Here is a 12,481-nt window from a genome sequence, read left to right as displayed (position 1 = left end):
GGCGGCGACTCCAGCCGCGTCTCCGGGATCAGCCGCCTGAGTTTCTGCGCGAAGCTGCGAAGGCAGACCTCGCTCTCGCCCAGCGGCCCCGGCCGGTAATAAGACGAGGCCATGCCCTGCTGGACGCGGGCGATCAGGGCCGTGTCCTCGGCGTTGACCCGCCGGTTGATCCGCCAGTTCAGATAGCGCGCCGCCTTCATCTCGCGCCGGTCGTCGGGAACGGCGTAGCTGATCTCGCGGATCATCGTCTCGGTCGGCCCGACCGGGACGAAGTGCATGAAATCGACCTGGTCGGGATAGATGTCGAAGGCGACATTCGGCCAGAGCTTGAAATAGAGCCAGCGCCGTCCAGCCCCCTCGGGAAGGAAATGCTGATAGGCACGCTCGGAGGGATTGGGCGACGGCCGATCGAGCAGATCGCCCCACATCCGGTCGACATGCGCGTTCGCCTCGATCCCGTAGCCGGTCCCGAACAGGCGGGTGAGGCCGGGGTGGGCGACGTTGATGTGCAGCCCGTCCGAATAATTGTCGGCGACATTCTTCCAGTTCACGGCACGGCGGCGCAGCGTGATCCGGCCGATCGCCCGCAAGTCCTCGAAGCGGTGCGGCGCGACGTCCGCTTCATAGGGCGCCATCATCGCCGCGACGCTCGGCCCGCCGCTCTCCAGCCGCACGAACAGGAAGCCGCGCCAGTGCTCCAGCTCGACTGGAATGAGGCCGAGCAGGGACGGATCGAGCCCGGGATAATCCTCGCGGTCCGGCACGCCGATCAGCCGGCCGTCGGCGGCATAGGTCCAGGCATGGTAGGGGCAGGTGATCCGCCTGGCGCACCCTGACTCGCCGTCGACCAGCCGCGAGCCGCGATGACGGCAAACATTGGCGAAGGCGCGGACTTCGCAGTCCTGGCCGCGAATAACGAGGATGCTCTCGCCGAGGATTTCGAGCGTCCGCCAGTCGCCTGTGCCCGGAATGTCGCTCTCGTGGCAGACGATCTGCCAGGCGGGCCGGATCACCCGCGCCATCTCGACCCGGAAATAATCCGGATCGCGATAGACCCAGCCCGGCAGGCTGAGATCATCGAGCGGATCGGCGGCGAGGGGCGCGAAGCGGGCGGCCATGGGCGGCCGGGTAGCACGGGTTCGCCCGAAAGTCGCGCGAGACGACTTTTCGTTGCGGCCGTGGCATGAGCGGGACATGCCGGACCAGCATTCGACCGTTGCGCGAATCGCTGCCGTCCTCATCGCCTTGGCCGCCTGGGCCGGGCTCGCGGTCCAGCTCCAGGCCAGCATCGACCTCACGGGATCGGCCGGCGGCGCGCTCTGGGCAATGCTGCGCTTTTTCACGGTGATCACCAACCTCATCGTGGCGCTGCTGTTCACGGCCGTGGCTTGGGGCCGCCCTGCGTCGCCGTTCGCGCTCGGCGCCGTGATGCTGGCGATTTTGCTCGTCGGAATCGTCTTCGCCTTGCTGCTCAACGGCCCGGTCGAGCTGAGCGGCGGCGCGCTGCTGGCCGATTTCCTGCTTCACCGGGCGACGCCGGTGCTGGTTCCGATCTGGTGGCTGGCCTTCGCGCCGAAGGGCGGGCTCCGGCGGGTCGATCCGTTGCTCTGGATGCTCTATCCGCTCTGCTACTTCGCTTATGCGCTGGCGCGGGCCCAGCTGGACGGGCGCTATCCCTATCCATTCATGGACGCCGGCCGGATCGGCTGGCTGCAGACCGGATTGAACGCGGCCGAGGTCGCGGCCGGATTCCTCCTCGCCGGCCTCGCCCTGGTCTGGCTCGACAGGCGGCTGACACGGGATTGACGAGGCGCGGTTCAGGACAGCTTGCGGCGGCGATTCCGCTCTCCTATCCCTGACCCGCGATGGCCAGCGTCCCACCCCCCAAGAGATCGCGGCTGCGGCGCTTCGTCGTCGCCAGCTTCAAGGTGGCTTTAGGCGCGCTGCTGATCATGGCGATCGCCGTCGGCGTCGCGGTGGCGGTCGCCGTCAACCAGCTGCCGAGCTATGCCGAGCTGATCCGCCGCGACGATCTCGGCCAGATGGTGCGGGTGCGTGCCGCCGACGGCACGATCATCCACACCCAGGGGCCGAGCTTCGGCGAATGGCTGCCGTCCAACGACATTCCGCAGATCATGCGCGACGCGATCGTCTCGGTCGAGGACCGCCGTTTCTATTCGCATATCGGCGTCGATCCGATCGGCATCGTCCGCTCGCTGATCGTCCGCCTCCAGCGCGGCTTCTGGGCGCAGGGCGGATCGACCCTGACCCAGCAGCTCGCCCGCAACATCTTCCTGACCAACGACCGCAGCTTCATCCGCAAGGTGCGGGAGGCGATCCTGGCGATGGCGCTCGAATGGCGCTTCTCCAAGGACCAGATCCTCGAACTCTATCTCAACCGCGTCTATTTCGGCGGCGGCGCCTTCGGCATCGACGCCGCCTCGCGCCGCTTCTTCGGCCATAGCGCGGCCCAGCTCAGCACCGGCGAGGCGGCGATGATCGCCGGGCTGGTCAAGGCGCCGTCCAACTATGCCCCGACCGCCGACGCCGCGGCGGCGCGCGGCCGGTCGCGGGCGCGGGTCGTGCTCGGCGAGATGGTCGAATATGGCGCGATCACGCCGGCGCAGGCGGCGGCCGCCGATCCCGAGCAGGTGCAGATCGCCCGCAACACGACCGTCGGCACCCGCACCCGCTATTTCATCGACTGGGTGATGCCGCAGCTCGACACCTTGATCGACGAGACGGTGCAGCCGATCGACGTCTGGACCACTGTCCATCTCGGCATGCAGGAAGTGGCCGAGCGGGCGATCTCCGCCAATGCGCCGGAAGGCGTTCAGGGCGCCTTGGTCAGCCTCGACCGCGACGGGGCGGTCAGGGCGATGGTCGGCGGCCTCGATTATCGCACATCGAACTACAACCGCGCGACACAGGCGACGCGCCAGCCCGGCTCGTCGTTCAAATTGTTCGTCTATCTCGCCGGGCTGGAGGCCGGGCTGACTCCGGACACGCCGATCCTCGACGGACCGATCACGATCGGCCGCTGGTCGCCGCGCAACTCCAATGGCCGCTATTCCGGGCCGATGCCGATGCGCCAGGCGCTGGCCTATTCGGTCAACACCGTCGCCGTCCGCATCGCCCAGCAGGTCGGCACCCAGACGGTGGCGGACATGGCGCAGCGGCTGGGCATCACCACCCGGATCTCGACCTTTCCGTCCATGGCGCTGGGCGCGTCCGAGGTAAGATTGATCGACATGGTCCGCGCCTATGCGACCGTGGCGCGCGGCGGCGTCGGCGTGACGCCCTACGGCATCCGCCGGGTGACCACGGCGGACGGGACCTTGATCTATCAGCATCAGGACGACCAGTCCCGGGTGCTGCTTCAACCCTGGGTCGCGCAGCAGATGACCGACATGCTGGCCGGGGTGGTCAGCCGCGGCACCGCCCGCGCCGCGGACCTGGGCCGGCCGACCGCCGGCAAGACCGGCACAACCACGTCCAGCGCGGACGCCTGGTTCGTCGGCTTTTCCAGCGGTCTTACCACCGGCGTCTGGATGGGCCGCGACAACAATCGCCCGATTCCCGGCTTCTCGGGCGGCCAGGCGCCGGCGCGCACCTTCCACGATTTCATGGTCCGCGCCGTCGCCCGCCGGCCGGTCGAGCCGTTCGCGACGGATGCCCAGGCGCCCGACTGGCCGACCGGAGACGCCGAAAACTCCCTGCTGGAGGTGGTGCCGCCGGACGATCAGGGCCAGATGGTCGATCAGGACGGCAACCCGATCGAGCGGCAGCAGCCCGAGGAGGAGGATCCCTATGGCCGCGACGCCGCCCGCCCGGAGGACCAGGTCCCCGAGGAATATCAGGAAGAGACCTATTAGCGCCTGACCGGCCGGCCGATCCTATGCAACCCGGCGCCATGACGCCGCAGCCAGGCGCGCGCTGGTCGCGGGTCCTCGCCAAACAACCGCGCAACCAGAGCGTGAAAATCCGGTCCGTGATTCAGGTGGACGAGATGCGCCACCTCATGCGCCACCGTCGCGCGGCGGACGAAATCGGGGGCGAGGATCAGCCGCCAGCTGTAACGGATCGCGCCACTGCTCGAGCAGCTGCCCCAGCGCGAAACCGGATCGCCGACGCCGATCCGCGCCGCGGCGACACCGGCCAGCACGGCAAGTTCGTGCGTCTCGGCGGCGAGCAGCGCTCGCGCCTCGGCCTTCAGCCATCGCAGCGCCCTTGTGCCAAGACCCTCGATCGGCCCGCCGACCAGCAGGCGTTCGCCGTCGAGCGTCACGCGGCGCGCCCGGTCCGGCGACCATTCGATCCGCCGCTCGATCCCGCGAAACGGGATCGTTGCGCCGGGCGCGATCGGCGCGGCCCGCGGCAGCGCGGCCAATCGCGCGGCGATCCATTCATGCTGCTCCGCCGCCCAGGCCAGCGCGCGGCGACGTGAGGCCCGGCGCGGAATCGTGAGTGTGACGGCGCCGCTGCGTGGATCGACGCCCAGCCGCATTCGCCGCGCCCGCGCCGATTCGCGCAAGGTCACGGCGACGCCGCCGATCAGCGCCTCAGAGTTCACGATCGACCAGATGATGCTCGAGATCGCCGGCTTCGTCCTCGGTTACCGTCCAGCCGCGCACCGACATGCCCGCCTCATGGATCGTCTCGCGATTGCCACTGATCAGATAATGCCAGCCGAACAAAGGCTTGTCGTCGGCGCGGAGGCGATAGGCGCAGGTCGAGGGCAACCAGTCGATCCCCCACAGATTGCCGAGGGTGAGGCGGACGCAGTCCGGCACATGCACCTTGCGGTTCTTGTAGTCGCGGCAGCGGCAGGCGCGCCGGTCGAGCAGCCGGCAGGCGACGTTGGTCGGGAAGAGCTCGCCGGTCTCGGCGTCTTCCAGCTTGTGCAGGCAGCATTTGCCGCAGCCGTCGCAAAGCGCCTCCCATTCCGTCCGGTCGAGCGCTTCCAGCGGCAGCTCCCAGAAGCGCTCTCTCATCGCACCCAACGCCTCAGCTCGGCGACGAAGGCGTCGATGCCCTGATCATGCGGCAGGATCGCGATCGGCTCCCCTTCGGGCCCGTAGAGAACGATCTGCCGGCTGTGATCGACGAGGTAAGCGCCACCCGGCTGGGCCGGCGGCTGGCGCTGGTAATAGATGGCGTAGCGCCGCGCCACCTGCGCGACCTCCTCCTCGCTGCCGGTCAGGGCGACGATGCGCGGATGGAAGCGCGCCGCATAAGCGCCCACCACTGCGGGCGTATCGCGGGCCGGATCGACGCTGATGAAGATCGGCGTCACCCGCGCCGCGCGCGCCGCGTCCTCGGCTTCGAAGCGGCGCAGACCTGCGCCGATCAAAGCGAGATCGACCGGGCAGACGTCCGGGCAGAAGGTGAAGCCGAAATAGACGATCCGGTAGCGGCCGGCGAACTGGCTGTCCGAAACCCGCCGGCCGTCGCCGCCGATCAGGTTGATCGGCCCGCCCATCGTCGCCCCTTGCAGCGGCGGCGGATCGGACCGGCCGCCGCAGGCGGCGAGCAGCAACAAGGCAGCCAGGGCCAGCAGCGGACGAAATTGCGGGCTTTGGTTCATGACAGCGGCAGCCTTGCTTTGCTAAGCGACGGCAATCAAGCCGTTCGAAAGCCCAGCCATGCCCATACGCCTTCGCGCCTTCATCGCCATATTGTTCGTGATTGCCGGCGGGCCGCTCATCGCGCAGAGCGGCGGCGTCGGCTTTTCGCCCGGCTTCCGCTTCCTGAAGGCGGTGCGCGAGCGCGACGGCAATGTCGCCACGGAGATGACCGCGACACCGGGCGCGACTGTCATCAACAGCCGTGATCCGTCGAACGGCGACGGCGCGCTGCACATCCTGGTCAGGGGCCGCGACCTCAACTGGCTGAGCTTCATGCTGAGCCGGGGGGCGCGGGCCGATCTGCAGAGCAATGACGGCGCCACCGCTTTGCTGCTCGCCGCCCAGATCGGCTGGCGCGAAGGGGCCGAGCGGCTGCTCGCGGCGCGCGCCAATCCCAATCTCCCCAATCGGGGGGGCGAGACGCCGCTCATCTACGCGGTCCGCCGCTTCGACGCGCCGATGGTGCGGCTGCTGATGGCGAACGGCGCCGATCCCAACCAGACCGACAGCCTGTCCGGCAATTCGGCGCTCGACTATGCCCGGCAGGACCGCCGCAGCCAAGGGCTGATCCCGGTCCTGGAAGCGCGGCCGCAACCGCCGGCACGGCCGGTGCAGGGGCCGACGCCCCCACGCCAGCCCTAATCCAGCCCGGCGAGCGCCGGATCGAGATCGCCGGCGAGGCGCCGCGCCGCCCGGCGGGCGAAGCGCAGCACCTCGGCCTTGCGCCGGGCCGCGGCGAGCGGCCGGCACGGCGCCTCGCGGATCACCTCGGCGTCATAGCGGTCGGCGACGATCAGGCCGGCGCATTCGTCGCCGCGGCGGCCGCCGTCGAACGGTGACAGGTCGAATCCGGTCGGCACCGCCCAGAAGAAGCGGTCGCAATAATCGAGATAGTCGGTCCATTTGCGATCGCCCAGCAAATCGGCGCGCGACACCTTGATCTCGACGATGGTGAGCTCGCCTTTGGCGCTCAAGGCGATCATGTCGGCGCGGCGGCCGTTGGGCAAGGGCGCCTCGCACAAGGCGAACAGATCCTGGCGGAAGAACATCCGGGTGATCCCGCGCGCCACGTCGCGGGCGACCAGCGGCAGGTCCGCGAAGCAGCCGTCGGCAAGCGAATCGGGCAGGGTCGCCATCCGGCGAGCCTAGAATGAAAGGGGAACGCTGGGAAGCGGGCCAAGGGACACCGTATTCGGTGTCCCCTGATCAATAATGGGGGACACGCAATAGCATGTCCCCATTTTGATCAGCGGTAGAAGACGTGGTTGCCGACGGTCGCGACGCGCCGCAGCCGCCAGCCGGGATTGACCCGCCGGGCGTGGAAGAAGAGCGCGCGCGGGGCGGGGCTGTCGGCGAGATCGGCCATCGCGATCCGCGCGATCGCGACCGCGGTGCGCCAGTTGCGCGCCGATTGCGGCGGCTGCGGGATGTGGCCGCGGCGGACGAAGGAGAATTGGCCGGCCTGGCGGACGACGCCGCAAATGTTCGACGCGAAGCGGCCGGAACGCGAGCGGTTGATGATCACCTCGGCGACCGAAAGCTGACCGATGAGCGGCTCGCCCTGCGATTCGTAATAGACGGCGCGGGCGAGGCATTCATGCTCGCCGTCCAGCGTGTCGGCGCTGGCATGCTCGCCGACCAGGTCGGCGAGCGAGCGGCGCTCTTCGCGCTCGGGCGCGGCGAAAGCGGGGGCGCGCTCGGGAAAAGCGGGCGCCATGGCATGGGTGGCGACGGGCTGAAGCGCTTCTGGCTGGGGCGTTGGCGCCGGAGCGGAATCGTCGAGGTCGTTGAGGCCGAGATTCTCGGCGGTCAGGCCGCTGGCGGCATGCTCGATATAGGAAACCGTCGGGGTCGCATCGGCCTCGGAAGCGACCGAAGGATCGGCGACGGCGACCGCCGCGCAGCACGACAGTATCACCGCGGACAGCGCCGCGGCGCGGAACGGAAATCGCATTTAAACGTCTAGCCTGTGCGGTCGGATCGAGGCCAAGGCGATGATGGTTCGCCTTGCTCTTCCGCCCGTCTCGCGTGGCCGTTCACCGAATGGGTGAGATACGGCGACCCCCGCTCGTGCAGTCAATTGCCGAGATCGCGGCTAGGAGTCCGGCCCCGCGGGGTCAACCGAAAGCGGTCATTTCATCGGCGAACCGTTCGGCGGACGCGATATCCAGTTCCACCACCCAAAGATCGGGGTCGGCCCTTTGCCGGCGCGCGACGAGGGCGGCGAAACCCGCTTCGTCCCGCTCGGCGTCGCCGCCTGGATCGGCCCAGCGATACGCGCCGTCAGGGCCGAGGCTGCGCTCCAGGAAGCGGCACTTGACGCCGCGCTCGGCGAGAATCACGGCGAGCGCACCGGCGAGCGGGTCGCCCTTGCAGAGTATCGCGCCGACGCCCCCCTGCGCCTCCGCCGCGCGAATCAGCGCCTTGACCAGCACCGCGCTCGCCAGCCGCGGCTGCACTAGGGTCCAGACCCACGACCGGGCCGGTAGCCGGCGAGCCCCGAGAGCGGGATATGCGAGCGCATGAAGGTGCCGGTGCCCCGCGCCACCTCCTCGCCGTCCGGCAGGACGATGCGCGCCTCGCCGACGAAGACACGCCGCCTGCCGCTGATCCAGCGCCCCTCGGCCAGCGCCGGGCCGGCCTTCATCGGCCGGGTGAAGACGAGGTTGAAGGCGGTGGTGAGCAGGAAGCGGTCGCTGACCAGGCTGTTGCAGGCGTAGAAAGCGGCGTCGTCCATCATCTTGAAATAGAGCGTGCCGTGCGCCGCGCCGGCCGCGTGAAAACTGTCGGGCGTCACCTCGAAGCGGATGCGGGCTAGTCCGGCCTCGGGTATCTCAATTTCCGAGCCGAACAGGCCGTTGACCGGCGCGGCGCGGTAGAGCGAGACGAGCCGGTCGAAATGCGCCCGCTCGCCCGCCTCAGGCGGCATCGCGCGCGTCCTGGCCGGCGAGCAAGGCGTAGAGCGCATCCTTCGATCGCGCGCCGCGCAATTTGGCGAGCAAGGCGCGGTCGCGGAACACGCGGCTCACCGCGGCGAGCGCCTTCAGGTGATCGGCGCCGGCGTCGGGCGGCGACAGCAACAGGAAGACGAGGTCGACCGGCAGGCCGTCCACGGCGCCGAAGTCGATCGGCGTCGACAGTCGCGCGAAATGGCCGACGACGCGCGGCAGCCCGTCAAGCTTGCCGTGCGGAATCGCGGCGCCGCCGCCGAAGCCGGTCGAGCCCAATTTCTCGCGCGCGTTGAGGCAGGCGAGGATCGCCTTCTGGTCAAGACCGGTGCGGCGGGCGGCCGACGCGCCGACGAGCTGGAACAAGGCCTTCTTGTTGGCGACGACGAGGTCGGCCTCGACGGCGTCAGGGGTCAAGATGTCGGATAGATCGTTCATGGCGCTCATTGATCGGGCCCAGGCGGTCCGGAAAGATGGGGAAGGCGGAAGCGGAGAAGCGCCTAATGGCGCGGCTCGACCCAGCCGATCGTGCCGTCGCCTCGTCGGTAGACCATGTTGAGCAGGCCGGTCGCGCTGTTGGTGAACATCAGGGCGTTGGTGTTGCGAAGATCGAGCAGCATCACCGCGTCGGACACGCTCGCGCGCGGAATGTCCACCCTCGTCTCGGCGACGACCGGCGGATTGTCGACCGGCGCCTCCGCTTCGAGCGGCGGCGCGAACACCGTGTAGCCGGCGTCGAGCGCCTCCGCCTCGGCCAGCGCCTGCGCGGCATGCCTGTCCTTGATCCGATTCTTGTAACGGCGGAGCTGGGTCTCGATGCGGTCCGCCGCCTGATCGAAGGCGGCATGGGCATCGGCAGCCGCTCCGCGGCCCTTCAGCAGGATCCCCTGCGGAACGCGCGCGACGATGTCGCATGTGAAGCTGTGATCGTACGGGCCTTTGCCGAAGGTCACCTGGGCGGAAATGGCGCGGGAAAAATATTTGTCGGCGATCGCGGCAAGGCGCGCGTCAACGTCGCCCTGGAGCGCCGCGCCGGTGTCGATCTGGTGGCCCGAGACCCTGATGTCCATGAGCGCGCTCCGCCGCGATGATCGGGGGCGCATTTGGGCGCGCGCGGGGCCGAGGTCAACCGCGCCGGACGACGCCTAGAGACGGTTCCAGATCGGGTCCTTGATCCGCGCCAGGAAGGCGGCGTGGCGGGCCAGCTCGTCGAGGCCGGGCTCGTGCGGCCGGGGCGGCCGGATCGTCGCGACGATCAAGTCGGCGGTCGCGGCCATTGCATCATCCCCTTCGGCGACGATCGTTTCGGCGACCAAAGAGAGGCCGATCTGCCGCCCGCCGGTCAGCTCGATATAGACCTGGGCGAGCAACTGCGCGTCGATCAGCGCGCCATGCTTGACGCGGACCGAGCGATCGACGCCGAACCGGGCGCAGAGCGCATCGAGGCTGTGCTTGGCGCCGGGATATTTCGTCCGGGCGATGGCGAGCGTGTCGACCATCCGCGAGCCGCAGACCGGGCCGCGGCCGCAGCCCGCCAGCTCATGGTTGAGGAAGCCGAAATCGAAGCTCGCATTGTGCGCGACGAGCGGCGATTCGCCGATGAAGGCGAGCAATTCCTCCACCTTGTCGGCGAAGACCGGCTTGTCGGAAAGAAAACGGTCGGAGAGGCCATGCACCGCTTCCGCCTCGCTCGGCATCGGCCGGCCGGGATTGAAATAGCAATGGTAGGTCCGGCCGGTCTCGACCCGGTTGACCATCTCCAGGCAGCCGATTTCGACCAGCCGGTCGCCATTTTGCGGCGACAGGCCGGTGGTCTCGGTGTCGAAGACGATCTCGCGCATGCCCCTGCTATGAATCGACGGATTCGGCGAGGCAAGCGATGATTGCATCGACCGAAGCCCTTGTTTCGTCAAAGGAGCAATCGGTCGGGATGACGAAGTCGGCGCGGGCCCGCTTCTCGGCGTCGGGCAGCTGGTGGGAAAGGATGCGGAGGAGCTTCTCCGGCGTCATCCCCGGCCGGGAGAGCGTGCGCAGCCGCTGCACTTCGTCGTCGGCGGAGACGACGGCAGTCTTGTCGACCTGTGTGTCGAGCCCTTTTTCGAACAACAAGGGGATGTCGAGCACCACCACCGGCGCGTCGGCATGCGCGGCGAGGAAGGCCTCCCGCTCGCGTGCCACCGCGGGATGAATCAGCGCCTCGAGCCGGCGCAGATCCTCGGGCTCGGCCAGCACCCGCTCGGCCAGCGCCGTCCGGTTGACCCCGTCCGGCCCGGTCGTGCCGGGGAAGGCGGCCTCGATCTCGTCGACCAGCTTGCCTTCCGGCCCCTGCAGCCGGTGGACGACGGCGTCGGCGTCGAACACGGGGACGCCCGCGTCGGCGAACATCCGCGCAACGGTCGACTTGCCCATGCCGATCGAGCCGGTGAGGCCGAGGATCACGGTCATTGAGTCAAGAGCTCCCTGAGTTCGGCGTCGTATTCTCGTGGTGGAACGCTACCGAAGAAAATTCGAAAAGCATGATCAGCCTGTGCGATCAGAAGCGCTAGCCCATCGACCGTTCGTAATCCACGTCGCCGTGCAGTTGCGAGGAGTTCCGTCTCCACCGGATCATAGACCATGTCAAAGACGACCAGTTGATCCCAATTGCCCTCCTCAATGTGGCGCAGCACAGCCGACGGCATCTGCGGCTGGCCCCTCATTCCCAGCGGCGTTGCGTTGGCAACAATGTGCGGCGTCTGCAGATTGTGAGCATCGTCCAGCGGTCCGACAGTTCCGCCGAATTCCCATTCTCTCAACAAAGGCCAAGCCTTCTCCGGATTGCGGACGTTGAAAAAGACCAGGGATACCAGCCTCTCCTTGCACGCCGCGAGAAGCGCTCGGGCGGCTCCCCCCGCACCTATGATGCGGATCTCGGGTAAGGCATCGGATCTGAAGTACGCCGTCGGAAGAACGTCCAGTATGCCCAATACGTCCGTATTCGTCCCAGTCGTTCGCCCGAGCGATGGATAGATGACATTCAAGGCCCCAACCCGCGCAGATCGCGGGTCCACTTCATCGACGTGCCCGGCTGCATCCTGCTTAAGAGGCATCGTCACGTTGCAGCCGCGCCAGTCCGCATCGGTGCGGCGGCTTGCGAGATAGGCGGGCAGATCGTCGACCGTGACTCGCGTCGCGCGATAGTCGCCTTCGAGGCCGAGCTTCCTGAGCCAGAATTTGTGGATCAGCGGCGATTTGGAATGGGCGATCGGGTCGCCGATCACTTCGGCATAGGGGATGCCCATCAGCTCGCCAGGATGCCGCGCTCGCGGAGAAAAGCGAGCAAGGGCAGCAGCGGCAGGCCGAGGATGGCGAAATGGCTGCCTTCGACGGCCTCGAACAATTGCGCGCCCGCCCCCTCCATCCGGTAGCCGCCGACGCTCCAGCGAATCGCTTCATATTCGGCGTCGAGATAGGCTTCAATGAAATCGTGACCGAGCGGCCGGACCCTCATGGCGACGCTCTCGGTCTCGCCCCAGAGTCGGTCACCCCCCTGGATGACTATGGCGACCGAGTGCAGCCAGTGCGCCGCGCCACTCATTCGTCGCAGCTGCGCCACCGCCTCGTCGCGCGAGCCCGGCTTGCTCAGCATCGTGCCGTCGTCCAGCTCGAGCACCTGGTCCGCGCCGATCACCAAGTCGTCGGGCCCGGCCTCCGCGCTCTTTGCCTTCTGCTCGGCCAGCATCTCGGCCACCTCGCGCGGCGCGAAGCCGGCGGCAACGAGCCCAGCCTTCGCCGTCTCTTCGTCCAGCGGCGCATCAACGGCCTCGAACGGCACGCCGGCATTGGTCAGCATCCGCCGCCGCGCCTCGCTTTTTGACGCCAGCAGCAGCCTCACGCCGTGCCTTCCAGCCGCGCCGTGTGCAGCTG

17 protein-coding genes are annotated in these 12,481 nt (G+C 68.3%); 3 read left to right on the top strand and 14 right to left on the bottom strand.

Annotation, left to right across the window (positions count from 1 at the left end; translation table 11 throughout):
• On the bottom strand, window positions 1-1,118 hold a 1,118-nt coding region (locus ACT4N3_RS12460), incomplete at its 3' end, for an aromatic ring-hydroxylating oxygenase subunit alpha (RefSeq protein ID WP_444855546.1).
• A gap of 76 nt (window positions 1,119-1,194) precedes the next feature.
• Between ACT4N3_RS12460 and ACT4N3_RS12455 the strand changes: the two genes are divergently transcribed.
• The gene (locus ACT4N3_RS12455; RefSeq protein WP_444855545.1) at window positions 1,195-1,806 is read left to right on the top strand and encodes a Pr6Pr family membrane protein; all 612 of its coding nucleotides are present in this window, start codon (window positions 1,195-1,197) and stop codon (window positions 1,804-1,806) included.
• A gap of 59 nt (window positions 1,807-1,865) precedes the next feature.
• On the top strand, window positions 1,866-3,875 hold the full coding sequence (locus ACT4N3_RS12450; RefSeq protein WP_444855544.1) for a transglycosylase domain-containing protein: 2,010 nt from the start codon (window positions 1,866-1,868) through the stop codon (window positions 3,873-3,875).
• Here ACT4N3_RS12450 and ACT4N3_RS12445 read toward each other — a convergent pair.
• Genes ACT4N3_RS12445 through ACT4N3_RS12435 form a run of 3 tightly spaced genes read right to left on the bottom strand, consistent with a single transcriptional unit; the run spans window position 3,872 to window position 5,587 of the window.
• Entirely contained in the window at window positions 3,872-4,573 is a 702-nt protein-coding gene (locus ACT4N3_RS12445; protein WP_444855543.1) for a M48 family metallopeptidase, read from the bottom strand. The two genes, ACT4N3_RS12450 and ACT4N3_RS12445, sit on opposite strands and share 4 nt — an antisense overlap.
• Complete coding sequence (locus tag ACT4N3_RS12440; protein ID WP_444855542.1) at window positions 4,563-4,994, bottom strand: YcgN family cysteine cluster protein; 432 nt, start codon at window positions 4,992-4,994, stop codon at window positions 4,563-4,565. Before ACT4N3_RS12440 ends, ACT4N3_RS12445 begins: the two co-directional genes overlap by 11 nt.
• Window positions 4,991-5,587 carry an SCO family protein gene (locus ACT4N3_RS12435; protein ID WP_444855541.1) on the bottom strand — a complete coding sequence of 199 codons (597 nt, stop codon included), beginning with the start codon at window positions 5,585-5,587 and terminating at the stop codon, window positions 4,991-4,993. Before ACT4N3_RS12435 ends, ACT4N3_RS12440 begins: the two co-directional genes overlap by 4 nt.
• A 58-nt stretch (window positions 5,588-5,645) precedes the next feature.
• On the opposite strand from ACT4N3_RS12435, the gene ACT4N3_RS12430 reads away from it, so the two are divergent.
• Window positions 5,646-6,269 (top strand): ankyrin repeat domain-containing protein, encoded by a 624-nt coding sequence (locus ACT4N3_RS12430; protein ID WP_444855540.1) that lies wholly within the window; start codon window positions 5,646-5,648, stop codon window positions 6,267-6,269.
• On the opposite strand, the gene ACT4N3_RS12425 is transcribed toward ACT4N3_RS12430, so the two are convergent.
• The 10 genes from ACT4N3_RS12425 to ACT4N3_RS12380 form a co-directional block, all read right to left on the bottom strand.
• Window positions 6,266-6,763 carry an MmcB family DNA repair protein gene (locus ACT4N3_RS12425; RefSeq protein ID WP_444855539.1) on the bottom strand — a complete coding sequence of 166 codons (498 nt, stop codon included), beginning with the start codon at window positions 6,761-6,763 and terminating at the stop codon, window positions 6,266-6,268. The two genes, ACT4N3_RS12430 and ACT4N3_RS12425, sit on opposite strands and share 4 nt — an antisense overlap.
• A gap of 110 nt (window positions 6,764-6,873) precedes the next feature.
• Complete coding sequence (locus ACT4N3_RS12420; protein ID WP_444855538.1) at window positions 6,874-7,581, bottom strand: cell wall hydrolase; 708 nt, start codon at window positions 7,579-7,581, stop codon at window positions 6,874-6,876.
• 163 nt (window positions 7,582-7,744) lie between these two features.
• Window positions 7,745-8,062 (bottom strand): DUF1491 family protein, encoded by a 318-nt coding sequence (locus ACT4N3_RS12415; protein ID WP_444855537.1) that lies wholly within the window; start codon window positions 8,060-8,062, stop codon window positions 7,745-7,747.
• Between the two features lie 23 nt (window positions 8,063-8,085).
• Window positions 8,086-8,556 (bottom strand): PaaI family thioesterase, encoded by a 471-nt coding sequence (locus ACT4N3_RS12410; RefSeq protein WP_444855536.1) that lies wholly within the window; start codon window positions 8,554-8,556, stop codon window positions 8,086-8,088.
• Window positions 8,546-9,013, bottom strand: a complete 468-nt coding sequence (locus ACT4N3_RS12405; protein ID WP_444855535.1) for a PTS sugar transporter subunit IIA — start codon at window positions 9,011-9,013, stop codon at window positions 8,546-8,548. The genes ACT4N3_RS12410 and ACT4N3_RS12405 overlap by 11 nt, the downstream gene beginning before the upstream one ends.
• 62 nt (window positions 9,014-9,075) lie before the next feature.
• Complete coding sequence (gene hpf / locus ACT4N3_RS12400; protein ID WP_444855534.1) at window positions 9,076-9,645, bottom strand: ribosome hibernation-promoting factor, HPF/YfiA family; 570 nt, start codon at window positions 9,643-9,645, stop codon at window positions 9,076-9,078.
• Window positions 9,646-9,720: 75 nt separating this feature from the next.
• Window positions 9,721-10,416 carry a DNA polymerase III subunit epsilon gene (dnaQ, locus tag ACT4N3_RS12395; protein ID WP_444855533.1) on the bottom strand — a complete coding sequence of 232 codons (696 nt, stop codon included), beginning with the start codon at window positions 10,414-10,416 and terminating at the stop codon, window positions 9,721-9,723.
• Window positions 10,417-10,423: 7 nt separating this feature from the next.
• Window positions 10,424-11,020 carry a dephospho-CoA kinase gene (gene coaE, locus ACT4N3_RS12390; RefSeq protein ID WP_444855532.1) on the bottom strand — a complete coding sequence of 199 codons (597 nt, stop codon included), beginning with the start codon at window positions 11,018-11,020 and terminating at the stop codon, window positions 10,424-10,426.
• Complete coding sequence (locus ACT4N3_RS12385) at window positions 11,017-11,856, bottom strand: shikimate dehydrogenase family protein (RefSeq protein WP_444855531.1); 840 nt, start codon at window positions 11,854-11,856, stop codon at window positions 11,017-11,019. Before ACT4N3_RS12385 ends, coaE begins: the two co-directional genes overlap by 4 nt.
• Window positions 11,856-12,407, bottom strand: a complete 552-nt coding sequence (locus tag ACT4N3_RS12380) for a Maf family protein (RefSeq protein WP_444855547.1) — start codon at window positions 12,405-12,407, stop codon at window positions 11,856-11,858. The genes ACT4N3_RS12385 and ACT4N3_RS12380 overlap by 1 nt, the downstream gene beginning before the upstream one ends.
• Between the last annotated feature and the right edge of the window lie 74 nt (window positions 12,408-12,481).

Origin of the sequence: Sphingosinicella sp. (genome assembly GCF_052388015.1) — a bacterium.
Lineage (GTDB): Bacteria > Pseudomonadota > Alphaproteobacteria > Sphingomonadales > Sphingomonadaceae > Allosphingosinicella.
Note: the sequence above shows the minus strand (reverse complement) of the source record. Positions and strands in the feature narration are given on the sequence as shown.